This window comes from Arhodomonas sp. SL1 (genome assembly GCF_052060015.1).
Lineage (GTDB): Bacteria > Pseudomonadota > Gammaproteobacteria > Nitrococcales > Nitrococcaceae > Arhodomonas.
Window position 1 is genome coordinate 90276 of sequence record NZ_JBPODZ010000005.1, and the last position, 25377, is coordinate 115652.

The following is a 25377-nucleotide window of genomic DNA, read 5'->3' on the forward strand; positions in this document are numbered from 1 at the left end:
TGCCGGCCTGCGATTACAGGGACTGCGCCTTCTCGCGGGCCTCGTCAATGGTACCGACCATGTAGAAGGCCTGCTCCGGCAGGTCGTCGCACTCACCATCCACGATCGCGCGGAAGCCACGGATGGTGTCCTTCAGGGACACGAACTTGCCAGGGGTGTTGGTGAACACCTCGGCGACGAAGAACGGCTGCGAGAGGAAGCGCTGGATCTTACGCGCCCGGGCCACGGTGAGCTTATCGTCCTCGGAGAGCTCGTCCATACCCAGGATCGCGATGATGTCCTTGAGCTCCTTGTAGCGCTGCAGCACCGTCTGCACCGAGCGCGCGGTGTCGTAGTGCTCCTCGCCGATGACCAATGGGTCGAGCTGCCGGGACGTGGAGTCCAGCGGATCCACTGCCGGATAGATGCCGAGCTCCGCGATGGAGCGGGCGAGCACCACCGTGGCGTCCAAGTGGGCGAACGTGGTGGCCGGCGACGGGTCGGTGAGGTCGTCGGCGGGCACGTAGACCGCCTGCACCGAGGTGATGGAGCCGGTGCGGGTGGAGGTGATGCGCTCCTGGAGCACACCCATCTCCTCGGCGAGCGTTGGCTGGTAGCCCACCGCCGAGGGCATGCGGCCGAGCAGTGCCGAGACCTCCTGGCCGGCCAGGGTATAACGGTAGATGTTGTCGATGAACATCAGCACGTCCCGACCCTCGTCACGGAAGTACTCCGCCATGGTCAGCCCGGTGAGCGCCACGCGCAGCCGGTTGCCCGGGGGCTCGTTCATCTGGCCATAGACCAGGGCCACCTTGTCGAGGACGTCCGACTCCTTCATCTCGTGGTAGAAGTCGTTGCCCTCGCGGGTGCGCTCGCCGACGCCGGCAAAGACCGAATAGCCGGAGTGCTCGATGGCGATGTTACGGATGAGCTCCATCATATTGACGGTTTTGCCCACGCCGGCGCCCCCGAACAGGCCGACCTTGCCACCCTTCGCGAAGGGGCAGAGCAGGTCGATGACCTTGATACCCGTCTCCAGCAGCTCCTGGCTCGCGGCCTGGTCCTCGTAGGCCGGGGCCTTGCGGTGGATCGGCCAGCGTTCCTCCTCACCGATATGGCCGCTCTCGTCCACGGGCCGGCCGAGGACGTCCATGATCCGACCGAGCGTCTTCTCGCCTACGGGCACGGAGATCGCCGCTCCGGTGTTGGACACCTCCACGTTGCGCTTGACGCCGTCGGTGCTGCCCATGGCGATGCAACGCACCACACCGTCGCCGACCTGCTGCTGCACCTCCAGCGTGAGGTCGTAGTCCGCCACGTAGAGGGCGTCATAGACCTTCGGAACCTGGTCGCGAGGGAACTCTACCTCCACGACGGCACCGATGATCTGAACGATCTTTCCTGAACTCATATCCCAGTTCCTCTTCGCGAATTCCTGCACTTCCGCACGGCGGCACCGTCGGCGCTAGACCGCCTCCGCACCGGAGACGATCTCGGAGAGCTCCTTGGTGATCGCAGCCTGACGGGCCTTGTTGTAAGCGAGCTGGAGGTCGTCGATGAGGTTACCCGCGTTATCCGACGCGGCCTTCATCGCCACCATTCGGGCCGCCTGCTCACAAGCGATGTTCTCAACCACGGCGTGGTAGATCAGCGACTCCGCATAGCGGGTGAGCAGCATGTCCAAGGCCTCCACCGCATTGGGCTCGTAGATGTAGTCCCAGCGGTGGTGGCGCTCCTCCTCGAGCTCCTCGGCCGGCAACGGCAGCACCCGCTCCTGGGTGGGCCGCTGCGTCATCGTATTGACGAACTCGTTGTAGCAGAGATAGAGCTCATCGATCTCGCCGGCCTCGTAGCGGTCGAGCATCACCTTGATGGTGCCCAACAGGTCCTCGAGGTGCGGCCTATCACCGAGCTGTGAGGTCTCCGCGACCACATTGGCCCCCAGGCGACCGAAGAACTGGACGGCCTTGGAACCGATGGTGGCCACCGAAACCTCGCGCCCCGAGTCACTGTTCTCCTTCATGGAGCGCACGATGGAGCGGAACAGGTTGTTGTTCAGGCCGCCGCAGAGTCCGCGGTCGCTGGAGATGATGATGTAGCCGACCCGCTTTACCTCCCGTTCCTGGAGGAACGGATGGGTATACTCCGGATTGGCATGGGCCAAATGCCGGATGACCTGACGGATCTTCTCCGCGTACGGGCGAGTCGCCTGCATGCGCTGCTGCGCATTACGCATCTTCGAAGCGGCCACCATTTCCATGGCGGTCGTGATCTTCTGCGTATTCTGTACGCTCTTGATCTTCGTGCGGATCTCTTTAGCGCCGGACATGTGATCCCCGCCGTCGGTTTACCAGGTGCCGTGGGCCTTGAAGTCCTCAATGCCCTTCTTGAGCCCGCTTTCGATCTCGTCGTTGTAATCGCCGGTCTCGTTGATCTTCTTCAGTAGATCGGCATAGTTGGAGTCGAAGTGCTTGTGCAGCTCCGCCTCGAAGTCGCCGATCTTCTCGATCTCGATGTCGTCGAGGTGACCGCCCTCAAGGGCGTACAAGGACAGCGCCATGTGGGCGACCGACAGCGGCATGTACTGGGGCTGCTTGAGCAACTCCATGGCGCGCTGGCCGCGCTCGAGCTGCTTGCGCGTCGCCTCGTCGAGGTCGGAAGCGAACTGGGCAAAGGCCGCGAGCTCCCGGTACTGGGCGAGGGCCAGTCGGATGCCGGCACCGAGCTTCTTGACGATCTTCGTCTGCGCCGAACCGCCGACCCGGGAGACCGACAGACCCGCGTTGATCGCCGGACGCACGCCAGCGTTGAACAGATCCGACTCCAGGTAGATCTGGCCGTCGGTGATCGAAATGACGTTGGTGGGCACGAAGGCCGAAACGTCGCCGGCCTGGGTCTCGATGATGGGCAGCGCGGTCAGGGAACCGGTCTTGCCTTTCACCTCACCGTTGGTTCGGCGCTCGACCTCGGCCTCATTGATGCGCGCCGCGCGCTCAAGCAGCCGGGAGTGCAGGTAGAACACATCGCCGGGATAGGCCTCGCGCCCCGGCGGCCGGCGCAGCAGCAGCGATACCTGCCGGTACGCCCACGCCTGCTTGGTGAGGTCGTCATAGATGATCAGGGCGTCCTCACCGCGGTCGCGGAAGTACTCGCCCATCGCACAGCCGGCGTAGGGCGCAATGTACTGCAGCGCCGCGGACTCGGAGGCGGACGCTGCGATCACGACGGTGTGCTCCATGGCGTCGTGCTCCTCGAGCTTCCGCACAACGTTAGCGATGGAGGAGTTCTTCTGCCCCACCGCCACATAGATGCACTTAATCCCCGAGCCCTTTTGATTGATGATGGTGTCCACGGCGATCGCGGTCTTGCCGGTCTGGCGGTCACCGATGATCAGCTCGCGCTGGCCCCGGCCGATGGGCACCATGGAGTCAATGGACTTCAGGCCCGTCTGCACCGGCTGATCGACGCCCTGGCGGGTGATCACACCGGGCGCGACCTTCTCCACCGGCTCGCTGCCTTCGGCCTCGATGGGACCCTTGCCGTCGATGGGGCTGCCCAGTGGATCGACCACCCGGCCGAGCAGGCTGCCCCCCACCGGCACCTCGAGGATCCGGCCGGTGGCGCGCACCGAATCGCCCTCGGAGAGATGCGAGTAGTCGCCGAGTATGACCGCGCCGACCGAATCCCGCTCCAGGTTGAGGGCCATGCCGAAGGTGTCCTTCGGGAACTCCAGCATCTCGCCCTGCATGGCATCGGCGAGGCCGTGAATGCGCACGATACCGTCGGTGACACTGACCACGGTACCCTCGTTGCGCGCCTCGGCAACGGCCTCGAAGTTCTCGATACGCTGCTTGATGAGGTCGCTGATTTCGCTCGGATTAAGTTGCATCGTTGAATCTTCCCCTTAGCGGCCCAGCGCACCGGTGAGGCGCTTGAGCCTGCCCTGCACGGACCCGTCTATGACCAGATCGCCGGCCCGGATCACGGCCCCGCCGATCAGCGACTCGTCGGTCTCACTGACCAGGTGCACCGTGCGATCGAGTCGCTTGGCGAGGGCATCCTCGAGCCCGGCACGAACCGACTCCTCGACCTCTTGGGCGGCGATCAGCCGCGCCTCGACGGTGCGCTCGGCATCCGCCCGCAGGCGCCGATACTCGGCGGCGATCTCCGGCAACATCCGCATGCGCCGATTGTCGGCCAGCAGGCGGAGCAGGTTGCGCCCCTCCTCGCTGAGTCGGTCGCCGCAGATCCCGATCAACAGGTCCACTTGCTCCGCCCCGCTAAGGCGCGGGCTGCCGAGGATCTGCGCCATCTCGGGATGTCCGGCGACCGCCGCGAGCAGGTCGAGCTGCTCCGACCACGCCGCCAACGCATCCTGCTCCCGGGCGAGCTCGAATATGCCCTTGGCGTATGGCCGGGCGACGGTAGTGCTCTCCGTCATGATCCCCTCGCCTTAGAGTTGCTTGGCCAGCTTATCGAGCATGGCCTTATGCGCCTTGGCATCGACTTCACGCTCGAGGATGCGCGAGGCGCCCAGGATCGCGAGATCGGAGACCTGCTTGCGCAGCTCGGCGCGCGCGTGGGCCACCTCCTGCTCGATACGGGCCTCCGCCGACTTATGCTCCCGCGCAGCGGCCTGCTTGGCCTCTTCGCGGGCCTCGTCAACGATCTCCGCGGAGCGACGATTCGCCTGCTCGATGATCTCCGCCGCCTGCTGCTTCGCCTCGCGGACCTGCTCGGCACCACGCTTCTTGGCCAGCTCGAGCTCGTGCTGCCCCCGTTCGGCGGAAGCCAACCCGTCGGCAATCCGCTTCTCCCGGTCTTCCATGGCCTTCCGGATGGGCGGCCAGACGAACTTCATCGTAAACAGGATGAACACGAGGAACGTGATCATCTGTCCGATCAGGGTTGCATTGATGCCCACGGCTGAGACTCCCGTTTACTGCTGCGTTAGGCGTTTGAACAACGGACCCTCAGGGGATCAGCCGCCGAGCGCACCAAGCAGGGGATTCGCGAACATCAGCAGCGCGGCGAAGGCGACGCCGATGATCGCCAGGGCGTCCAACAGACCCGCGACGATGAACATCCGCACCTGCAGGTCACCGGTAAGCTCCGGCTGGCGCGCGGCGCCCTCCAGAAACTTGCCGCCGAGCAGTCCGAAGCCGACGCCCGTGCCAAGGGCTGCGAAGGCGAAGATCAGACCGACGCCGATGGCGGTGAAGGCCTGAACCTGAGCGATGATTTCTTCCATGGTTCCTCCCGACTCTCGATGATGGGGCGTTGAAGGTGAAAAGAAACGTTGGCGATCCCGTCGTCAGTGCTCCTCGTAGGCGAGGCTCAGGTAGACGATGGTCAGCACCATGAAGATGAAGGCCTGAAGCGGGATCACGAGAATATGGAATATCGCCCACGCCGCGCCCGGGATCCACTGGATCCAGAAGGGCAGCATGGCGATGAGGATAAAGATCATCTCCGCGGCGTAGAGGTTGCCGAACAGTCGAAGCGCCAGTGAAACCGGCTTGGCGATCATCTCCACCAGATTGAGGATCAGATTCGCCGGGATGAGCAGCGGGAACTTGCCGAAGGGATGGAACAGCAGCTCCTTGCCGAAACCGGAGAAGCCCTTACCCTTGACGCTGTAGATGATGACCAGCGCGAGCACCGTCAGCGAGAGCCCGAAGGTCGCATTCATATCCGCCGAAGGGAGCACTCGCAGGTAGGGGATGCCGAGCGCCATGGCGATGTTCGGCAGCAGGTCCACGGGGATGAGGTCCATCAGGTTCCAGAACAGCACCCACACGAAGATGGTCAGCGCCAGCGGGGTGACGAATTCCCGGGGACCATGGAAGCTCTCCCGGACGGTCTTATCGACGAACTCGACCACCACCTCGATGAAGCTCTGCAGGCGCCCCGGGGGACCGCTGGTGACGCTGCGTGCGACGCCGTAGAAGAGGCCGAGGAACACCAGGCCGAGGATCCAGGAAAAGATCAGGGTATCGATGTTGAGAGTCCAGAAACCCTCACCGATGGTCAGGTGCTGGAGGTGGTGCTGGACGTATTCGGTCGGAGAATTCGCGGCCATACCTTGGTCTTCTCGTCGTGACGTCGAAGTTTCAGTCCCGGTCGCCGAGCAGCGCCAGCCAGTAGGCGCTCAGGGTTGCCGCCAGCGTACTGATCACCGGGATCGGATGTTCGCGGAACCCGAGTATCGCCAGCGAGGTCAGAACCACGGCGAGCAAAAGCTTAACCGCCTCCGCCCGATATAGCGCCCCTAAGGCGGCCTGCGGATTCGCCTTCGCATCATGGGCGAAGACCCGAACGGCGACGTACAGGCTCAACGCGGCGCTTATCCCCCCGCCGGCTGTCGCAGCAAGCGCGGCGCGCCCGCCCACTGTGACCAGCCAGATCAGAGCCAGGGCCGCCGTTATGGCGAGCTGCAGGCGTATCACCCGCCATGCGATCCGCATCGGTCGCCGCAACTCCCTTATCGCCAAAGGGCCCCTAGCAAGCCGGAGGGGAGTATAATGAAGGGGTGGTCCGGGTTCAACAGCGGATGTCGCGCTGCGGAAACGCACTAGTGGATATGCTCGAGGATGCCGTCCAGCTCATCGAGGCTGTTGTATTCGATCACCAGCCGTCCCTTACCGCTGCGGCCGTGACGGATCGCCACCCGGGCGCCCAGCCGTCCGCTGAGATCGTCCTGCAGGCGCCGGAGATTCGGATCGGAACTCTCGGAAGGCGCCGTCGACGGGCGGGCGGGCTCGCCGGCACGACGCACCAAGGCCTCGGTTTCGCGAACCGACAACCCCTTCTCGGCGACCTGACGCGCGATCCTCGCCTGGTCGGCGGCCGGGAGGGCCAGCAGCGCACGGGCATGGCCCATTTCGAGGCGGCGCTCGGCGATCAGCGCCTTGACCTCGGGCGCGAGCTCGAGCAGGCGCAGGAGGTTGGAGACACTCGCTCGGGAGCGGCCCACCGCATCGGCGACGCCCTGGTGGGTCATCCCGAACTCGCCGGTCAGGCGCTTTAACGCCGAGGCCTCCTCCAGCGGGTTGAGGTCCTCGCGCTGGATGTTCTCGATCAGCGCCACCGCGATGGCGGTCTCGTCGGGGACATCCCGAACGAGCGCCGGTATGTCCTCGATGCCGGCCAGCTGTGCGGCCCGCCAGCGCCGCTCGCCGGCGATGATCTCGTAGCGTTCGTCGGGTAAGGGGCGCACGACGATGGGCTGGACCACGCCCTGGGCCCGGATGGAGTCCGCGAGCTCCTGCAACGCGGCTGGATCGAACTCCGTACGCGGCTGAAAGCGTCCACGCTCCAAGAGGTCGATGGGGAGCTTGCGCAGCTCGCCCCGGGCCTCCGCCGCCTCGCTCGCCTCCTCGGGCTCGGCGCCGAGCAGCGCGTCCAGACCTCGCCCTAGTCCCCTTCGCTTCTGGCTCATGCCTGCCCCCTAGGCCTCGGCGACGCTGCGTCGTTCCCGGCGCAGTAGCTCAGAGGCCAGTGCCATATAGGCGATGGCCCCGCGGGAGGAGCGGTCGTACTGCAGCGCCGGGCGACCATGGCTGGGTGCCTCGGCGAGGCGCACATTGCGCGGGATCTGGGTGCGATAGACCTGTTCGTCGAAGTGCGCGAGCAGCTGCGCGCCCACCTGGTTGGCCAAGTTGTTGCGCGGGTCGAACATCGTCCGCAGCAACCCCTCGATCTGCAGTGCCGGATTCGCCGACTGCTGCACCCGGCGAATGGTATTGAGCAGCGCGGTAAGGCCTTCGAGGGCGTAGTACTCGCACTGGATGGGGATGAGCACCCGGTCGGCAGCCACCAGGGCGTTGACGGTGAGGATGTTCAGCGCCGGCGGGCAGTCGATGATCGCGTAGTCATAGTCGCCGGCCACCGGGGCCAGGGCGTCGGCGAGGCGACGCTCGCGCCCCTCGGCCTCGAGCAGTGCCACCTCCGCGGCGGTGAGGTCGCCGTTGGCCGGCAGCAGGTCGAAGCCCGCCTCCGGCAGGGCGAGGCGGACGTCAGCGGCATCGGCGAGCCCCATCAGAAGCTCGTAGTTGGTGGCCTCCAGGGTCTCCTTGTCGGCGCCGGCACCCACCGTGGCATTACCCTGGGGGTCCATGTCCACGAGCAGTACGCGCCGGCGGTTGGCGGCCAGGGAGGCGGCGAGGTTCACGCAGGTGGTGGTCTTTCCGACCCCGCCCTTCTGGTTGGTCACGGCGATGATCCGAGTCATTGTTCAGCCCTGAGCTCGACGAGGTGGCGCTCGGCGTCCAGACCGGGGATCTGGAGCGGAAAGATCTGCCATGATACCCCCATACCGGCGAGGGCCGACAACTCCGCCTGCGGGTAGCGCCCCTTCATGGCCAGTGCGCGGCCGTCAGCGGTCAGGCGGGGAGCGGCGAGGCGCCAGAATCCGGGGAGGTCGGTGAAGGCCCGGGCAATCACCCGCGTGTAACGGCCGTCCAGATCCTCCGCCCGCGCCTGGATCACCTGGCAGTTGTCGAGGTCGAGGGTCATCACCGCCTGGCGCAGGAAACGCACCTTCTTGCCGTTGCTATCCAATAGGGTCACCGCAAGCCCCCGCCGGGCGATGGCCAGCGGGATCCCGGGTAGCCCGGGGCCGGTACCGACGTCCAGGAGGCTGCCCGGCGCGACCCAGGGCAGGACGGCGAGACTGTCGAGCAGGTGCCGGGTGACCATCTCCCGTGGCTCGCGTACCGCGGAGAGATTATAGGCACGGTTCCAGCGCGCGAGCAGCATGACGTAGTCGATGAGCTGTTCCCGCGTCGGTTCGCTGACGTCCAGGGCCATGATCGCGAGGCCTTCCTCGAGGCGTGCGCGGAGCACGGCACGTTCGGGCTCAGGCACTGCGGCGCAGCGCCCCCCGTCGCTTGAGATGGACCAGAAGCAACGACACCGCCGCCGGGGTGACCCCGTCGATGCGACCGGCCTGGCCGAGAGTGGCGGGCCGATGGCGGACGAGCTTCTCGCGGGCCTCGGCGGACAGCCCCGGTACTGCGTCATAATCGAGATCCGAGGGTATAGTCACGTCCTCGTGACGACCGGCCTGCTCCACCTGGCGGCGCTGGCGCTCGAGATAACCGGCGTACTTCGCCTGGATCGAGACCTGCTCAGCACTGCGCCCCGGCGGCAGCCCGGCCTCCATCCCCGGGAACGCCCGCAACGCCTCATAGCCCACCCCGGGCCGGCGCAGCAGATCGAGCAGGTTCTGCTCCCGGGCCAGGGGCTCGCCGAGCACCTCTTCGGCTACCGCGGCCGGCAGCCGGGAAGGGGTCACCACCGTGGAGCGCAGTCGTTGGGTCTCGCGCTCCACCGCCTCGGCGTGGGCCTCGATCGCCGCCCATTGGGCCTCATCGATCAGGCCATAGTCCCGGGCGACGACGCCGAGGCGTAGATCGGCGTTGTCCTCGCGCAGGTGCAGACGGTACTCGGCGCGGGAGGTGAACATACGATAGGGCTCGCGGGTGCCCCGCGTTACCAGGTCGTCGATGAGCACGCCGGTATAGGCCTGGTCCCGGCGCGGGCACCAGGGATCGCGGCCGGCGGCCGCGGCGGCGGCGTTCATCCCCGCGACCAGGCCCTGGGCCGCGGCCTCCTCGTAACCGGTGGTGCCATTGATCTGACCGGCGAGATACAGGCCGGGGAGATAGCACGTCTCCAGGCCGGGCTGCAGGTCGCGGGGGTCAAGGAAGTCGTACTCGATGGCATAACCCGGACGGGTCACGTGGGCCGCTTCGAAGCCCGGGATGCGGCGCACCATCTCGAGCTGGGCCTCGAAGGGCAGACTGGTGGAGATGCCGTTGGGATAGACCTCGTGGGTGTCCAGCCCCTCGGGCTCGACGAAGATCTGATGGGAGTCACGATCGGGGAAGCGTACCACCTTGTCCTCGATGGACGGGCAGTACCGCGGCCCCACCCCCTCGATCTCGCCGGAGAACATGGGCGAACGCGCGAGCGCCGCGCGGATGACCTCGTGGGCCGTCTCGCTCGTCCGGGTGATGTGGCAGGGGAGTTGGCGCGGGTGCTCATCGCCGCGGCTCCATAGGGAGAAGTAGGGGACCGGCTCGTCACCGGGCTGCTCCGCGAGCCGGGAGTAATCGATGGAACGCCCGTCAATGCGCGGCGGGGTGCCGGTCTTGAGCCGCTCCACCGTGGTCGGCAGCTCGCGTAGCCGGCGGGCGAGGGCGTTGGCCGGCGGATCGCCGGCGCGCCCCCCCTGGTGGCTGCGCTCGCCGATGTGGATGCACCCGCCGAGGAAGGTCCCCACGGTGAGCACCACCCGGGGTGCGCGGAACACCACCCCCATCTGGGTGATCACGCCGGCGATCCGACCCCCCTCCACCAGCAGATCCTCCACCCCCTGCTGGAAGAGCTCCAGCCCCGGTTGCGCCTCCAGCGCCGCCCGCACCGCCTGGCGATACAGGCTGCGGTCGGCCTGGGCCCGCGTCGCCCGCACCGCCGGCCCCTTGCGACCATTCAGGGTGCGGAACTGGATCCCGGCGCGATCGATGGCCCGAGGCATGATCCCGCCAAGGGCATCGATCTCGCGGACCAGATGGCCCTTGCCGATACCGCCGATGGCGGGATTGCAGCTCATCTGCCCGATGGTCTCGATATTCTGGGTGAGCAGCAGCGTGCGCGCGCCCATACGTGCCGCAGCGGCCGCCGCCTCGGTGCCGGCATGGCCACCGCCGACCACGATGACCTGATACTCACGTCCGAATTCCACAACGCCTCTCCCGCTGATACGTCGCCCTGGCCAGGTTCGGCAAACGCGCCCGCTCACTTGCCGATGCAGAAGGTGGCGAAGATCCGCCCCAGCAGCTCCTCGCTGGTCACCCTACCGGTGATCTCCCCGAGGGCCTCCTGGGCGAGACGGAGCTCCTCGGCCACGACCTCGCCGGCGGCCTCCCCGGCGAGGACGCCCGCGGCCACCTGTAGATGCCCCCCCGCAGTCTCCAGGGCCTCGATATGCCGGCGGCGGGCGGTAAACGTCGAATCCCCGGGACTGTACCCCATCACCGCCTTTAGATGGGAGGCCAGGGCCTCCATGCCGGCCCCCGTATGCGCCGACAGCCGCACCTCGTCGCCGAGCGAGCCCGGCCCCGTGCCGGGGGCGACGCCCGTGAGGTCGATCTTGTTGCGAATCACACTGAGCGCGGTGCCCGCCGGCAGCCGCGCCGCGAGCTCGCACTCCGCCGGCCCCGGCCCGGCGGTGTCGTCGACCACCAGCAACACGCGATCGGCACGCTCAATGGCCTGCCAGGCGCGGCGCACGCCCTCGAGCTCCACCGGGTTGTCGGTGTCCCGCAGCCCGGCGGTATCCAGCACCTCCATGGGGAGCCCGTCGATGCGGATCTGCTCGCGTAGCACGTCCCGTGTGGTGCCGGGGATCTCGGTGACGATAGCCGTCTCGCCGCCGGCGAGACGATTGAGCAGGCTCGACTTCCCGGTGTTCGGCCGGCCGATGATCACCACCGTCATGCCTTCCCCCAGGGCCCGGCCGCGACGCGCCGCGGCGAGTGTCTGCTCCAGGTCCTCCTGCAGGCCGGCGAGGCGGTGGGCAACGGCCGGGTCCGCCAGGAAGTCGATATCCTCGTCGGCGAAGTCGATGGCCGACTCGACATGGATGCGCAGCCTCGTCACACCCTCCACCAGCGCCTCCACCCGCTGCGAGAACTCCCCGGTCAACGAGCGCATCGCCGCCCGTGCCCCCGCCTCGGTGCGCGCGTTAATCAGGTCGGCCACCGCCTCCGCCTGGGCCAGATCGAGGCGGTCATTGAGGAAGGCCCGCTGGGAGAATTCCCCGGGCTCGGCATGCCGGGCGCCGAGCGCCACCACCCGTGCCAGCAGCCGGCCCATCACCACCGGCCCACCATGGCCCTGCAGCTCGAGCACGTCCTCGCCCGTGAATGAACGCGGCCCCGGGAAGTACAGGGCGATGCCCTCATCGAGGACTTCACCGGCTTCGCCCCGGAACGCCGCGAAGCGCGCGAATCGTGGCCGGGGCACGGTGCCGAGCACGCCCTCGGCGATGACGGGGACCGCGGGACCGGAGACACGCACGATGCCGACGCCGCCGTGGCCCGGCGGCGTGGCAATGGCGCAGATGGTATCGGTCGCCAGCTTTGCTCCTCCTAGGAGGCCCGCTTCTTCGCCTCCTCGCCCTCGATGCGCCGGGTGATCAGCCACTGCTGCAGGATGGACAGCGTGTTGTTGGTCACCCAGTACAGCACCAGACCGGCGGGGAAGAACAGGAAGAACACCGTGAACACCACCGGGAGGAAGGTCATCAGCCGCTTCTGGATCGGATCCATGGGTGCGGGATTGAGCTGCTGCTGCAGCAGCATGGTCGCGCCCATGATCAGCGGCAGGATGTAATAGGGGTCCGGCGAGGAGAGGTCGCGGATCCACAGGACCCAGGGGGCATGGCGGAGCTCCACACTCTCCAGCAGCACCCAGTACAGGGCGATGAACACGGGGATCTGGATGAGGATGGGCAGACAGCCGCCCAGCGGATTGACCTTCTCCTCCTTGTAGAGCTTCATCAGCTCCTGATTCATCCCCTGGCGGTCATCGCCATAGCGCTCCTTGAGCTGCTGCATGCGCGGCTGGAGCTTGCGCATCCGCGCCATCGAGCGATAGCTGGTCTCGGAGAGCTTGTAGAAGACTGCCTTAATGCCCAGGGTCAGGATAATGATCGCCCAACCCCAGTTGCCGACCACGCCGTGGATCCAGTCCAGGGCGATGAACAACGGCTTGGACAGCACGGTGAACCAGCCGTAGTCCACGGTCAGCTCGAGCCCTTCGGCGATGGCCGCCAGGCGGTCCTGGTCCTTGGGTCCGATGAAGAGTTGGCTGGAATAGGTGGCCTCCCCACCGGGCGCGACACTCTGCCACGGCGAGCTCATACCCAGGACATACTCCCCGTGGCGGACGCGGGTGTAGAAGCGCTGGGTGTGCTCCCGGGGCGGAATCCAGGCGGCCACGAAATAGTGCTGGATGAACGCCAGCCAGCCATCGGTGACATCCCGCGAGAGGTCCGAGTCGCGCATGTCGCCGAAGTCGTACTTCTGGTAACGGTCCTCGGGGGTGAAAATCACGCCGCCGACGTAGCTGCGAGCACCGAGGAAGGCCTGGCCGCTACCGCTTTCCTCACGCCGCAGCTGGGCATACTGGTAGGCCCGGTACGGGGATTCAGAGGCATTGCGTACCCGGTGCTCGACGCGGAGCACGTAGTCATCGCGACCGAACACATACCGCCGGGTGATCTCGACGCCGTTATCACCGGTCCAAGTCAAGGGCACGACCAGCGCGTCGTCGCCTTCCGAGAGCCGGTATTCGGCCTGCTCCGCACGCCAACGGGCACCGGCATCCGGCGCCGGGACCCCGTCACCTACCAGCCCCGCCTCGGCGACGAACAGGGGGGATTCCGGGCGCAGGAGGGGGAAGGGGGACTCGTCCTCCATGGACACCGTGTGCTGGCGAAGGCGCGCGGAGGCGATTCGACCGCCGTTGGCATCAATGCGGATATCGAAGAGATCGGTGAGCACCCGGATCGTGTCCGGCCCCGCCCCGGTTTCCGCCTGCGATGCCTCACCCGCGCCGTCCGCCGGTGACGAGCGCTCCGCTTCGGGGGCGTCCTCCGGCGCTGCCGCCACGGGGGAGGCCTCCTCGTCGCCCCCTGCGACCGGTTGGCCGTAATCCTCTTGCCAGGCGCTCCACAGCAGCAGCAGCAAGGCGCCAAGGGCGGCGAACAGGAACAGCCTTACGTTTTCCATCGACGGTTATCCTGTGGGTCAGGGACGGGATCGAGGCCACCGGGATGGCCAGGGTGGCAACGCAACAGCCGGCGCAGCGCCAGCCCAATACCGCGCAACGGCCCGTGGCGCTCAATGGCCTCCACCGCGTAGTGCGAGCAGGAAGGGAGGAAGCGGCAACGCGGACCGATAAGGGGGCTTATTAGATACTGGTAAGCACGTAGCAGCCCGATCAAGACGGCGCGCAAGAACGCTGCACCCGCTCGAGCAACCGCTCGCAGGCCGCGGCGAGATCGCGCCGGCCCGCGGTGCGCGCCGGCGGGCGCGCGATCACCACAATATCGACAGGGGGCATTCGGTGGCGTTGATGGCGAAAGCATTCCCGGATGATCCGCTTGATCCGATTGCGGTCCGCGGCACGGGGCGCCGTGCGCCGCGAAACCGCTAGCCCAAGGCGCGCCCCGCACGGCCACTCCTGGCGGCGGTAGAGCAGCGTAAAGCGGGAGTCGGCGACGCGCACCGCATCGGCGAAGACGCGGGAGAACGCCCGGGAATCGGTGAGTCGGGCGCTGCGCGGAAACGCGAAGCGCGAGCCGCCACCAGCCGCGCCGGACGCCAAGCCTACGGCGTCAGCCGGGCGCGCCCCTTGGCACGGCGCCGGGCGAGCACTTTGCGCCCGTTTCGGGTGGCCATCCGCGCGCGAAACCCGTGGGTGCGCTTGCGCCGGATCACACTGGGTTGAAACGTCCTCTTCATGACGTGGTACCGCTCTCGATTCGGTCGTATTTAGGGGAAGCGGCCGGCGGCAACGTGCCGGCGGGCCGGGGTTCGGCCGAGCACGCGACAGTACTCACAGACCCGGGGCATGTCAATGGCCTGCGGCTGTGGATAACCTGGGGGTTAGCAATTAGACTTCCGCCATTACACGCCCTTCATCCCGACCACAGTGAGGTAGGACGCCCGTGGCCGAGTCGCTATGGAAGGATTGTCTGCGTCGCCTCGAACGCGAAATCCCCGACCAGCAGCTCAATACTTGGATCAGGCCGTTGCAGGCCCGGGAGGACACGGAGCAGCTGTGCCTGTACGCACCCAATCGCTTCGTTCTTGACTGGGTGCGCGAGCACTTCGCCGCGCGCATTCAGGAGCTTCTGGCGAGCCAGCGACCCGATGCGCCGCCGGCGCTGCGCCTGGAGATCGGGACCAGCACGGTCCCGCGAAGCGAGCCGGAGACGCCCCGGGAAGAGGCCCCGGTAGCTGAGGAGCGCCGGGTTCGGCCGTCCGCATCGAGCCTGAACCCGAACTTCACCTTCGATACCTTCGTAGAGGGCAAATCCAACCAGCTAGCCCGGGCGGCGAGCATGCAGGTGGTCGAGAACCCCGGCGGCGCCTATAACCCATTGTTTATCTACGGCGGCGTCGGCCTCGGCAAGACCCATCTGATGCACGCCATCGGTAACCGCTTGCTCGCCGGCCGGCAGGGGGGACAGGTTCTTTACCTGCATTCCGAGCGGTTTGTCGCGGATATGGTCAAGGCCCTCCAGCACAACGCGATCAACGAATTCAAGCGCCACTACCGGGGCGTGGACGCCCTGCTCATCGATGACATCCAGTTCTTCGCGGGCAAAGAGCGTTCTCAGGAGGAATTCTTCCATACCTTCAACGCGCTGCTGGAGGGACAGCAACAGATCGTAATGACCTGCGATCGTTACCCGAAGGAAGTCAATGGCTTAGAGGAACGGCTGAAGTCACGATTCGGCTGGGGGCTGACCATCGCCATCGAACCACCGGAGCTGGAGACCCGGGTCGCCATCCTCATGAGCAAGGCCAGCCAAGAGGGCGTCGAACTGCCGGACGAGGTCGCGTTCTTCATCGCCAAGCGCATCCGCTCGAATATTCGCGAGCTGGAGGGCGCACTGCGCCGCGTGCTCGCAAACGCGCAGTTCACCGGTCAAGCCATCACGGTGGATTTCACCAAAGAGGCACTACGGGACCTGCTCGCGCTACAGGACAAGCTGGTCACGATAGAGAACATCCAGAAAACCGTAGCGGACTATTACAAGATCCGGGTTGCCGACCTTCTCTCGAAGCGGCGCAGTCGCTCGATCACACGGCCGCGACAGGTAGCGATGGCCCTGGCGAAAGAGCTAACGAGCCATTCGCTACCGGAGATCGGGGACGCCTTTGGCGGACGCGACCACACTACCGTTTTGCACGCCTGCCGGAAGGTAGTCGCCCTGCGCGAAGAAGATCGGCGGCTCGATGAAGACTATGACAACCTGTTGAGGACCCTGACCGCATGATGTGGAAAAGCTGTGTGAGAAGTTTGCAGCAGCGCGACGCCGGATTTTATCCACAACGTACACACAAGAGGGAGAATCACGGGCGAGCCATCATCCACAGCTTATAAACGATCTAACGGCCTGAGTAAAAAGGGATACTTATGCTTAATCACAAGTATCGCTCGACCCAATAACAACAACAGGCTTAGGTTTATACACAGTATTGAGATAGGGCGAAGATACATGCAGCTCCACATACCACGCGAGAACCTGCTAAAGCCCCTTCAGTCCGTGATTGGAGTCGTCGAGCGCCGTCAGACGCTCCCGGTACTCAGCAATGTGCTGCTGATCGCCGATGAAGAAGGACTCTCGATTACGGCAACGGACCTGGAGGTGGAGCTCCAGGCAAGGGTAACCAACCCGGTCGACGAACCCGGACAGATCACTGTTCCAGCAAGAAAGCTTCTGGATATCGTGCGCAACCTGCCCGAGGAAAGCACCATCACCTTGCGCATCGAACAAGATCGGATGGTCATACAGTCCGGACGGAGCCGATTCAATCTTGCGACGCTCCCGGCCGGGGATTTCCCGAACGTGGAGGATATCGGTGAGACCGAGACACTCGAGATCAGCCAGGCCAACTTGCGCTGGCTCGTCGACAAGACCCATTTCGCCATGGCACTCCAGGATGTCCGCTACTACCTCAACGGAATGCTCCTGGAACTGGAGAGCAGCCACCTACGAAGCGTGGCAACAGACGGACATCGCCTGGCGATCGCCGATCTGGAGGTACAACTGGAGCTTTCGGGTGCCCGGCAAGTGATCGTGCCCCGAAAGGGCGTCCAAGAGGTGCTGCGCCTACTTGAGCACTCCGACGAACCGGTCCGAGTAGAACTAGGGGACAATCACGTCCGCGCGCATCTACGAGGGATACGGTTCACATCGAAGCTCATCGATGGCCGATTCCCGGAGTATCAGCGCGTCATACCCGAGGCTAGTGCACAACCGCTAGAGCTCGACCGAGAGAGTTTCCGACAGGCCCTCGTGCGCGCCTCCATACTCTCCAACGAAAAGTATCGGGGCGTACGTCTCGTACTGGACAAGGATCGGCTTACGATTCGCTCCGAGAACCCAGAACAGGAGATGGCCGAGGAGGAGGTAGCGGCGGACTACCCTGGCGAGGGAGTGGAGATCGGTTTTAACGCCGGTTACCTGCTTGATGCGGTCGGGGCGATCGAACAACCGGTGGTGGTTCTACATGTTACCGACGCGAACGCCAGCGCCCTGATCCAGGGACAGGGTGAGGATCAGGTTCGTTACGTTGTCATGCCCATGCGCCTGTAGGGACGCAAGTTGGCGGCCGAGATCGCGGAGGGTCAACGCGCCTGGCTAAAAAGGGTGCATATCGAAGGATTCCGAAACATCGCACGGGCGGATCTTACGTTGGATGCCGCTACCACGCTGGTTACCGGGAGCAATGGTGCCGGCAAATCAGCGCTCCTCGAAGCGATCGCATTCCTCGGTTGGGGGCGAAGCTTTCGTCGAACCCCAGCCAAGGGGCTACTCCAACGGGGGAAGGAACAATTCGTCGTGCGTGGGGAACTGACGGGAAGCGCCGGGGATACCGAGCAGCGCCTAGTGAGCATATCTGAGGAAGCGGGGCTGCGGCTGCGGTTGAATGGGCGAGAAGAGCGCTCGATCGCGCGGTTCGCACGGCTACTCCCGATACAGGTCATCACAACCGAGTGCACGCGGGTGCTGACGGAGGGGCCGGGGGAGCGTCGGGCGTTACTGAACTGGGGTGTGTTCCACGTGGAACACGGTTTTGCGGATGCTTGGCGCAACTACCGACGAGCCCTTCGACAGCGAAACCACAGCCTCCGCCAGAGGGATGCCCGCACAACGATCGCCTGGGAGCCCACCCTCGCCCGCGCCGGCGAAGCGGTACACCGGGCCTATTCTCGGTACTTGGAGCGCATGCTACCCAAAGCCGAACGCCTCGCAGCCTCCTGGCTTCCCGAGCTATCCCTCTCCTGGATTTACCGTCGGGGGTGGGGGGAGAACCAGGAACTCCGTGGTGCCCTCGCGAGCAACCGCGACCGAGAACTCGAACGCGGATACACCCTTGCCGGCCCTCACCGCGCCGACCTCCGTCTCCGCGCCCTCGGTACCGATGCGCGCTCCGTCCTGTCCCGAGGTCAGCTAAAGCTCGCTGTTATCGCACTACAGCTCGCGCAACTGGGCCTACACGGCGAGCTAGCACAAACGACGCCGGTGCTGTTGCTCGACGATCTCGCCGCCGAGCTAGACGATCAACACTTGCGCGACATCCTTGCTGTGCTCGATTTGAGTAACGCACAAACGGTCTTAACCACCCTCGAGCCGGACCGTCTCCGTAGCATTACCTCCCCCGGTAAGATGTTCCACGTGGAACAAGGTCATGTCACCGAAATGATATAATGCAGCGGTTAACTGCAGGAACCGCCCTATGAGCGCACAGACCCAGTACGATTCGCACCAAATCAAGGTCCTCCGCGGCCTCGACGCCGTCCGTAAACGCCCCGGCATGTATATCGGTGATACCGATGACGGAACCGGCCTCCATCACATGGTCTTCGAGGTGGCAGATAATTCCATCGACGAGGCCCTTGCCGGCTACTGCACCGAAGTCGGAATCACCATCCACGACGACAACTCCGTCACCGTGGTCGACAACGGTCGTGGTATACCCGTCGACATCCACACAGAGGAGGGCCGCTCCGCCGCCGAAGTGATCATGACGGTCCTCCATGCCGGCGGCAAGTTCGATAACAACTCCTATAAGGTCTCCGGCGGCCTCCATGGCGTCGGCGTCTCGGTGGTCAATGCGCTCTCCTCGCGCCTGCGTCTGCTCATCAAGAAGCAAGGGCAGATCCACGTCCAGGAATACCGCGACGGCGAGCCGGTATCCCCGTTGCGGGTCGTGGGTGAAACCGACGAGCAAGGCACTCAGCTCACGTTTCATCCGAGTCCCGACGTCTTCACCAACATCGACTTCAACTACGACATCCTCGCGAAGCGCTTCCGAGAGCTCTCGTTCCTTAACCCAGGGGTGCGGATCATCCTCAAGGACGAGCGCACCGGCAAAGAGGATGTCTTCGAGTATGCGGGTGGTATCCGCGCCTTTGTCGAACACCTCAACAAGAACAAGCACCCCCTCCACCCGGCGGTATTCCACCTGTCCACGGAACGCGACGAGGTCCAGGTCGAGGTCGCCATGCAGTGGAACGACTCCTATCAGGAGGCGATCTTCTGCTTTACCAACAACATCCCCCAGCGCGACGGCGGGACCCATATGGCCGGCTTCCGCGCCGGGCTCACCCGAACCCTGAATGCGTTTATGGACAGCGAGGGCTACAGCCGCAAGCTCAAGGTCCATCCCTCCGGGGACGATATCCGCGAAGGCCTCACTGCGGTCGTCTCGGTCAAGGTCCCGGACCCGAAGTTCTCCTCCCAGACCAAGGACAAGCTCGTCTCCTCAGAGGTAAAGGGGCCGGTGGAGAGCACCCTGGCCGAGGCCCTGCATGACTTCCTCTATGAGCACCCCAATGACGCGCGGGCCATCGTCGAGAAGGTGATCGACGCCGCGCGGGCGCGGGACGCCGCCCGCCGGGCCCGGGAAATGACTCGCCGCAAGGGTGCGTTGGACGTCGCCGGCCTGCCCGGCAAGCTCGCCGATTGCCAAGAGCGTGACCCCGCGAACTCCGAGATCTATCTCGTCGAGGGCGACTCCGCAGGGGGCTCCGCGAAGCAGGGCCGCGACCGCCGCACCCAGGCGATATTGCCGTTGAAGGGGAAGATCCTTAACGTCGAGAAGGCGCGTTTCGACAAGATGCTCTCCTCGGTGGAGGTCGGAACCCTGATCACCGCCCTCGGCTGTGGTATCGGCAAGGACGAATTCGACCCGGATAAGCTGCGCTATCACCGCATCATCATCATGACCGACGCGGACGTGGACGGATCGCATATCCGGACCCTGCTGTTGACCTTCTTCTATCGCCAGATGGCGCAGCTGGTAGAGCGCGGCCATGTCTACATAGCCCAGCCGCCGCTGTACAAGGTCAAGCGTGGCAAGCAGGAGCATTACGTCAAGGACGATCAAGAGCTTACCGAATACCTGCTTACGTTGGCGCTGGACAAGGCCAGCCTCGCCCCCGGTGGCGGCGCTCCAGAGATCGGCCCGGAGCCGCTCGGGCGCCTGATCCGGCAGTACTTTCGAACCATGGACATGATCGATCACCTGGGACGCCGCAGTGACCCGGCAATCCTCCGCGCCATGACCAGCCTGCGGCCCCTTTGGGAGGACGATCTCAGGGATGGCACCACTGTCGGTGAATGGTTCGAGCGCCTGACGGCCACTGTGAACGAAAACCAGCCGACCGGCACGGAATACCGGGTGCAAGTTCGAACCGGCAGCGATGGTGGATTCCAGGATGCCGTCATCACCAAACGCATGCACGGTATCCTCTACCCATACACCTTCCCGGCCCAATTCTTCCTGTCCCAGGAATACGAGACCCTGCGCGGCCTTAGCGCAGCGCTGGAAGGTCTGCTGCACAGTGATGCGGAGGTCCGCCGCGGCGAGCGCAGCACCTCGGTGAGCCGGTTTGAACAGGCGGTGCACTGGTTGATGGAAGAGGCCAAGCGTGGGCTCTCGGTGCAGCGCTACAAAGGCCTTGGCGAAATGAATCCGGAACAGCTGTGGGAGACCACTATGGACCCGAGCACCCGGCGCCTCCTGCAGGTCCGTATTGAGGATGTGGTCGCCGCAGACGAGATCTTCACCACATTGATGGGCGATCACGTCGATCCGAGACGTGATTTCATTGAGAAGAACGCCCTACAAGTCAGTAACTTGGACGTTTAATCGGACTTATCTCCGGCGTCGCTTCCTGGGCCGCTCGTAGAGCTCGCCGCTGTAGGCATTGCGGGAAAGCGCCGCCGTACGAGACTCGATCCAGGCCTCTACCTCCGCGAGCAGCGCCTCCGGGGTTTTGCCAGCGCTTGGGATGGGCTCGCCGATCTCGGCCTCCACCACGCCCGGCATCATCCGCAGGCCGTCACGCGGCCAGTGTTCCCCGGCGTTGTGGGCCACCGGCACCACGGGTACCCCCGCCTCGCAGGCGAGTATCGCCCCGCCGAGGCGGTAGCGACCCTTATGCCCGGCGGGCACCCGTGTGCCCTCCGGATAGACCACGACCCAGCGCCCGGCGGCGAGGCGCTCTCGACCCTGCCGAATCACCTCGCGCACCGCATTGCGGCCGGCGGCACGGTCTATGGCGATGGGGCGCAGCAGTCCGAGCGCCCAGCCGAACACCGGAACCCAGATGAGCTCGCGCTTCACCACCCAACTCTGGGGGTAGAAGAGGCGGACCAAGGTAACGGTCTCCCAGGTGCTCTGGTGCTTGGCCATTACCACCGCCGCCGGCCCCTGGGCGTTCTCCTGGCCCTTGATTCGGTGGCGGATGCCGGCGCTTAGGCGCAGCCATAGCTCGACTAGGACGCACCAGCGGCTGATAAACCAGTAACGCCAACGATAGGGGAGCACTGCCGTAAAAAGACTGGGGATGCCCCACAGAAGCACCAGCGCGACGAATCCCGCCTGAAACAAGACGCCGCGAAACCAACTCCCTCGCCTCACCGTGTCCCCCCGCCGGCGATTGCCTTGGCAGCTGCTAGGAGATCGTCGAATACCGGGATACTCTCGTCCGCCAGTGCCGCCGCGGTGCGTCTCCCATTGCCGGTGCGCACCAGCAACGGGCGCGCCCCCGCAGCGCGGGCCGCCTCCAGGTCCCGGCGGCTGTCGCCGATGACGAAGCTACCGAGCACCGGACGCCCGAGCCGCTGCGCCACCTGTTGCAGTAGGCCGGGCCGGGGTTTGCGACATTCACAGTCGTCGCCCGGTCCGTGGGGGCACACGAAGATGCCGCGCACGTCGCCGCCGGCGGCACGGATCTCTGCTAGCATGTGCCGGTGGATCGCCTCGAGGTTCTCGCGGTCGATCAGCCCCCGCGCGAGCCCGGACTGGTTCGTGCAGACGACCACGTCAAAGCCGCTTCGGTTGAGCAGCGCTATCGCCTCGAGGCTCCCCGGCAGGGCCACCCAGTCCCGAGGAGTGCGGATGAAATCCGCCGAGTCCTCGTTGATGACCCCGTCACGATCGAGGATGACCAGCCCCGTCATGAATGGCTGCGCCCTGGCAGTTCCGAGATGTCTGCTACCGCCAGGAAGGCGTCGGCGAGGCGGTGCAACAGCGCCAAACGGTTATCCCGGACCCGCTCATCCTCCGCCATCACCAACACTCCCTCAAAAAACGCGTCCACGGGGCCAGCGAGACCGGCGAGATGTTCCAGCGCTGTGTCGTAATCACCCCTTGCTACCGAGCGTTCCACCGCGTCCCGTGCGTTGCCCAGCGCCTCGTGAAGGGTGTGCTCCTCGGGGTTTTCGAGAAGGCGCGGGTCCGGGACCCCCGCCTCCCCTTGGATGCCGGCCTTGCGTAGGATGTTGCGGATCCGTTTATTGGCCTCGGCGAGGCCGGCGGCTTCGGGGCGTTCCAGGAACCGCTGACAGGCCATGACTCGCCGATCGAAATCCACGACGCTGGCGACGGGGCCGTCGTCCCCGTGCAGCGCGCGTACCGCGGCGAAGACCTCTGCTGGTAATCCCTGCTCTAGGTACCAGGCACGTAGTCGCTCGACGGTGAACTCCATCACCGGCCCCACCTGGGCATCGCCATCGAGGCCGCCGGGCAGGTTATCCGCAGCGGCGGCGAATAGCTCCCGCAGGGAGATATCCCGCTGTGATTCCAGCAGGGTACGGGCGAGTCCGAGGGCGGCGCGCCGGAGTCCGAAGGGATCCTTGGCACCGCGAGGTGCCTTCCCGATGGCGAATATCCCCACTAGCGTATCGGCGCGCTCCGCGACCGCGAGGAGTTGGCCCAGGGGAGTCGCCGCCACGTGATCACCGGCGGAGCGGGGACGGTAGACCTCGTCGAGGGCCATGCAGAGCGCCTCCGGCTCACCGTCCTCTCGAGCGTAGTAGCGACCCATCACGCCCTGGAGATCCGGGAACTCGTCCACCATTTCCGTGAGCAGATCCGCCTTGGCCAGCCAGGCGGCACGCTCGGCCAGGGCCGTATCGATGCCAAAATCACCGGCGAAGCGACGGGCCAGCGCGGCTACCCGGGCGCTCTTGTCGTATAGCGTCCCGAGGGCCTTCTGAAAGACTACCGATGCCAGCCCCTCGACACGCTCCGCCAGCGGTGTCCGCCGATCCTGATCCCAGAAGAAGGCGGCGTCCGCCAGCCGCGGGCGGATGACACGCTCGTTACCGGCGATCACCTGACGGGGGTCGCGGCTCTCGATATTGGCCACCGCGACGAAACGCGGCATTAATCGCCCATCCGGCCCGCGCACCGGGAAATAACGTTGGTGGCCCTCCATACTGGAGATCAGCGCCTCCTCCGGCACCCGCAGGAAATCCTCGTCAAAGCCCCCGCTCAGGGCCACCGGCCATTCCACCAGTGCGGTCACCTCCTCGAGCAGGGGTTCGCGGATTACCGCTTCACCCCCATCGCCCCGTGCCACGTCGAGAACCCCGGAGCGGATGTGTTCCCGGCGCTGGTCGAAGTCCGCCAGTACCCGGCCGGGGTCGCGGAGTGTGTCCGCATAGTCGCGGGGGTGGGCGATGGCGAGGGGATCCGGGTGGTGGAACCGGTGGCCGCGGCTGTAGGTATCGCTATCGAGCTCCAGCAGCCGGGCGGGCACCACTTCGGTGCCGAGCTTGATCAGCAGCCAGTGGGCCGGGCGGACGAAGGTCTCGTCGCTGTCCCCCCAACGCATCCGTTTGGGGATGGGTAGCCGGCTGAGGGCATGCCCGATGATCCCGGGCAGGAGGCCGGCGGTTTCGCTGCCCGGCTCCACGCCCCGGTAGGCGAGCCGTTCCCCCTTCTCCGTTTCCACGCGCACAAGCTCCGCCACGGCTACGCCACAGGAACGCGCGAACCCTTCCGCTGCCCGTGTCGGTTCACCTTCGCTGTCGAAGGCGGCGGCAACGGCCGGTCCCAGGCGCTCTATCTCACGGTCCGGCTGGCGTAGCGCCACCTCCGGGATATGCACGGCAAGCCGTCGCGGGGTGGCGTACGGCTGCGCCGTTCCGCGGCTGATCCCGGCCTGGTCCAGGCCGTCGGCCACGGCCTCGGCAAAGCTGGTCATCAGCTCACGCAGCGCGGTAGGCGGCAGCTCTTCGGTACCGAGCTCGATAAGGAGGTCGTCGCGGGTCTCGCTCATGCTGTCTCGTCCTTCGCGCTATCCATCAGGGGGAACCCGAGGGCCTCGCGGGCGGCGTAGTAGCCCTCCGCGACCCGGCGCGCCAGGTTGCGGACCCGCAGGATATAGGCCTGGCGCTCGGTCACCGACAGGGCGTGCCGGGCATCCAAGAGGTTGAATGTGTGCGAGGCCTTCAGCGCCTGCTCGTAGGCGGGCAGCGGCAGACCGGCCTCCGACAGGCGGATGCTTTCGCGCTCGCAGGTCTCGAACCAATGGAAGAGGCTGGCGACATCCGCATGCTCGAAGTTGTAGGCGGACTGCTCGCGCTCGTTCTGCAGGAATACGTCGCCGTAGGTCACCGTGCCCGCCGGGCCCTCCGTCCAGACCAGGTCATAGACGCTGGCCTTGTCCTGCAGGTACATCGCGATCCGCTCGAGCCCGTAGGTGATCTCCCCGGTCACCGGGCGGCAGTCCAAGCCCCCGGCCTGCTGGAAATAGGTGAACTGGGTGATCTCCATGCCGTTAAGCCAAACCTCCCAGCCGAGACCCCATGCACCCAGGGTCGGCGATTCCCAGTCGTCTTCCACGAAGCGGATGTCGTGGACCAGCGGATCGACGCCGAGCGCCTCGAGGGAACCCAGGTACTGGTCCTGGATGTCCAGGGGCGAGGGCTTGAGCACCACCTGGAACTGGTAGTAGTGCTGCAGGCGGTTGGGGTTCTCACCGTAACGGCCGTCGGTGGGCCGGCGCGAGGGCTGGACATAGGCGGCGTTCCAGGGTTCCGGGCCGATGGAGCGCAGGAACGTCGCGGGGTGGAAGGTGCCCGCGCCCACCTCCATGTCCAGCGGCTGCAGGACCACGCAGCCGCGTTGGGCCCAGTAACGCTGCAGTTCCAGGATGAGCTGCTGAAAGGTGATCATTGCCTCGCCATCCCAATGGGGCATGGATTGCCCGGCTCGGACCGGGGGAGAAAATCGCAGAGTATACCGTGGGGAACGATCGCCGGGACAGGGCAGCGTAGGGCCCGTTTGC

Annotated in this window: 25 protein-coding genes; 4 read left to right on the plus strand and 21 right to left on the minus strand. The window is 65.6% G+C overall.

The genetic code is table 11. The annotated features are described in order from the left end of the window. Positions 1-13 precede the first annotated feature (13 nt). From atpD to rpmH, 17 genes are all read right to left on the minus strand, one after another. Positions 14-1390, minus strand: coding sequence for a F0F1 ATP synthase subunit beta (atpD, locus tag ACQ754_RS08920; protein WP_440996668.1), 1377 nt, complete (start codon positions 1388-1390; stop codon positions 14-16). 54 nt (positions 1391-1444) lie between these two features. Further along, positions 1445-2308 carry a F0F1 ATP synthase subunit gamma gene (gene atpG / locus ACQ754_RS08925; RefSeq protein ID WP_440996669.1) on the minus strand — a complete coding sequence of 288 codons (864 nt, stop codon included), beginning with the start codon at positions 2306-2308 and terminating at the stop codon, positions 1445-1447. Between the two features lie 18 nt (positions 2309-2326). After that, complete coding sequence (gene atpA / locus ACQ754_RS08930) at positions 2327-3868, minus strand: F0F1 ATP synthase subunit alpha (protein ID WP_440996670.1); 1542 nt, start codon at positions 3866-3868, stop codon at positions 2327-2329. A gap of 15 nt (positions 3869-3883) precedes the next feature. Then, a complete protein-coding gene (locus ACQ754_RS08935) occupies positions 3884-4420 on the minus strand; it encodes a F0F1 ATP synthase subunit delta (protein ID WP_440996671.1) in 537 nt (178 codons plus the stop codon). Positions 4421-4432: 12 nt separating this feature from the next. Then, complete coding sequence (locus ACQ754_RS08940) at positions 4433-4903, minus strand: F0F1 ATP synthase subunit B (protein WP_440996672.1); 471 nt, start codon at positions 4901-4903, stop codon at positions 4433-4435. Between the two features lie 57 nt (positions 4904-4960). Further along, positions 4961-5230 (minus strand): F0F1 ATP synthase subunit C, encoded by a 270-nt coding sequence (gene atpE / locus ACQ754_RS08945; RefSeq protein WP_440996673.1) that lies wholly within the window; start codon positions 5228-5230, stop codon positions 4961-4963. Between the two features lie 63 nt (positions 5231-5293). Next, positions 5294-6061 (minus strand): F0F1 ATP synthase subunit A, encoded by a 768-nt coding sequence (gene atpB / locus ACQ754_RS08950; RefSeq protein WP_440996674.1) that lies wholly within the window; start codon positions 6059-6061, stop codon positions 5294-5296. Between the two features lie 31 nt (positions 6062-6092). Continuing rightward, positions 6093-6446: an ATP synthase subunit I gene (locus ACQ754_RS08955; RefSeq protein WP_440996675.1), complete on the minus strand. Its 354-nt coding sequence runs from the start codon at positions 6444-6446 to the stop codon at positions 6093-6095. A 107-nt stretch (positions 6447-6553) separates the two neighbouring features. After that, entirely contained in the window at positions 6554-7420 is an 867-nt protein-coding gene (locus ACQ754_RS08960) for a ParB/RepB/Spo0J family partition protein (protein WP_440996676.1), read from the minus strand. A 9-nt stretch (positions 7421-7429) separates the two neighbouring features. Then, positions 7430-8212 (minus strand): ParA family protein, encoded by a 783-nt coding sequence (locus ACQ754_RS08965; RefSeq protein WP_440996677.1) that lies wholly within the window; start codon positions 8210-8212, stop codon positions 7430-7432. Continuing rightward, entirely contained in the window at positions 8209-8847 is a 639-nt protein-coding gene (gene rsmG, locus ACQ754_RS08970; protein ID WP_440996678.1) for a 16S rRNA (guanine(527)-N(7))-methyltransferase RsmG, read from the minus strand. Before rsmG ends, ACQ754_RS08965 begins: the two co-directional genes overlap by 4 nt. Then, on the minus strand, positions 8840-10729 hold the full coding sequence (gene mnmG / locus ACQ754_RS08975) for a tRNA uridine-5-carboxymethylaminomethyl(34) synthesis enzyme MnmG (protein ID WP_440996679.1): 1890 nt from the start codon (positions 10727-10729) through the stop codon (positions 8840-8842). Before mnmG ends, rsmG begins: the two co-directional genes overlap by 8 nt. Positions 10730-10782: 53 nt before the next feature. Beyond that, positions 10783-12126, minus strand: coding sequence for a tRNA uridine-5-carboxymethylaminomethyl(34) synthesis GTPase MnmE (gene mnmE / locus ACQ754_RS08980; protein ID WP_440996846.1), 1344 nt, complete (start codon positions 12124-12126; stop codon positions 10783-10785). 11 nt (positions 12127-12137) lie between these two features. Next, on the minus strand, positions 12138-13781 hold the full coding sequence (gene yidC, locus ACQ754_RS08985; RefSeq protein WP_440996680.1) for a membrane protein insertase YidC: 1644 nt from the start codon (positions 13779-13781) through the stop codon (positions 12138-12140). Then, positions 13769-14008: a membrane protein insertion efficiency factor YidD gene (gene yidD, locus ACQ754_RS08990; protein ID WP_440996681.1), complete on the minus strand. Its 240-nt coding sequence runs from the start codon at positions 14006-14008 to the stop codon at positions 13769-13771. The genes yidC and yidD overlap by 13 nt, the downstream gene beginning before the upstream one ends. Then, positions 13993-14379, minus strand: coding sequence for a ribonuclease P protein component (gene rnpA / locus ACQ754_RS08995; RefSeq protein ID WP_440996682.1), 387 nt, complete (start codon positions 14377-14379; stop codon positions 13993-13995). Before rnpA ends, yidD begins: the two co-directional genes overlap by 16 nt. 2 nt (positions 14380-14381) lie before the next feature. Continuing rightward, positions 14382-14516, minus strand: coding sequence for a 50S ribosomal protein L34 (gene rpmH, locus ACQ754_RS09000; RefSeq protein WP_018717450.1), 135 nt, complete (start codon positions 14514-14516; stop codon positions 14382-14384). 206 nt (positions 14517-14722) lie between these two features. On the opposite strand from rpmH, the gene dnaA reads away from it, so the two are divergent. The 4 genes from dnaA to gyrB all read left to right on the plus strand — a co-directional run bounded on the left by dnaA (position 14723) and on the right by gyrB (position 20945). After that, on the plus strand, positions 14723-16060 hold the full coding sequence (gene dnaA / locus ACQ754_RS09005; RefSeq protein WP_440996683.1) for a chromosomal replication initiator protein DnaA: 1338 nt from the start codon (positions 14723-14725) through the stop codon (positions 16058-16060). A 222-nt stretch (positions 16061-16282) separates the two neighbouring features. Continuing rightward, positions 16283-17383: a DNA polymerase III subunit beta gene (gene dnaN, locus ACQ754_RS09010; protein WP_440996684.1), complete on the plus strand. Its 1101-nt coding sequence runs from the start codon at positions 16283-16285 to the stop codon at positions 17381-17383. 9 nt (positions 17384-17392) lie between these two features. After that, a complete protein-coding gene (gene recF, locus ACQ754_RS09015; RefSeq protein ID WP_440996685.1) occupies positions 17393-18499 on the plus strand; it encodes a DNA replication/repair protein RecF in 1107 nt (368 codons plus the stop codon). A 28-nt stretch (positions 18500-18527) separates the two neighbouring features. After that, the gene (gene gyrB / locus ACQ754_RS09020; RefSeq protein ID WP_440996686.1) at positions 18528-20945 is read left to right on the plus strand and encodes a DNA topoisomerase (ATP-hydrolyzing) subunit B; all 2418 of its coding nucleotides are present in this window, start codon (positions 18528-18530) and stop codon (positions 20943-20945) included. A 6-nt stretch (positions 20946-20951) separates the two neighbouring features. Here gyrB and ACQ754_RS09025 read toward each other — a convergent pair whose 3' ends face one another. The 4 genes from ACQ754_RS09025 to glyQ are packed head-to-tail and all read right to left on the minus strand — an operon-like array spanning position 20952 to position 25265. Beyond that, positions 20952-21719 (minus strand): lysophospholipid acyltransferase family protein, encoded by a 768-nt coding sequence (locus ACQ754_RS09025; RefSeq protein ID WP_440996687.1) that lies wholly within the window; start codon positions 21717-21719, stop codon positions 20952-20954. Further along, the gene (gene gmhB / locus ACQ754_RS09030; protein ID WP_440996688.1) at positions 21716-22261 is read right to left on the minus strand and encodes a D-glycero-beta-D-manno-heptose 1,7-bisphosphate 7-phosphatase; all 546 of its coding nucleotides are present in this window, start codon (positions 22259-22261) and stop codon (positions 21716-21718) included. The genes ACQ754_RS09025 and gmhB overlap by 4 nt, the downstream gene beginning before the upstream one ends. Then, positions 22258-24366 (minus strand): glycine--tRNA ligase subunit beta, encoded by a 2109-nt coding sequence (gene glyS, locus ACQ754_RS09035; protein ID WP_440996689.1) that lies wholly within the window; start codon positions 24364-24366, stop codon positions 22258-22260. Before glyS ends, gmhB begins: the two co-directional genes overlap by 4 nt. Continuing rightward, a complete protein-coding gene (glyQ, locus tag ACQ754_RS09040; protein ID WP_440996690.1) occupies positions 24363-25265 on the minus strand; it encodes a glycine--tRNA ligase subunit alpha in 903 nt (300 codons plus the stop codon). Before glyQ ends, glyS begins: the two co-directional genes overlap by 4 nt. Positions 25266-25377: the final 112 nt, after the last annotated feature.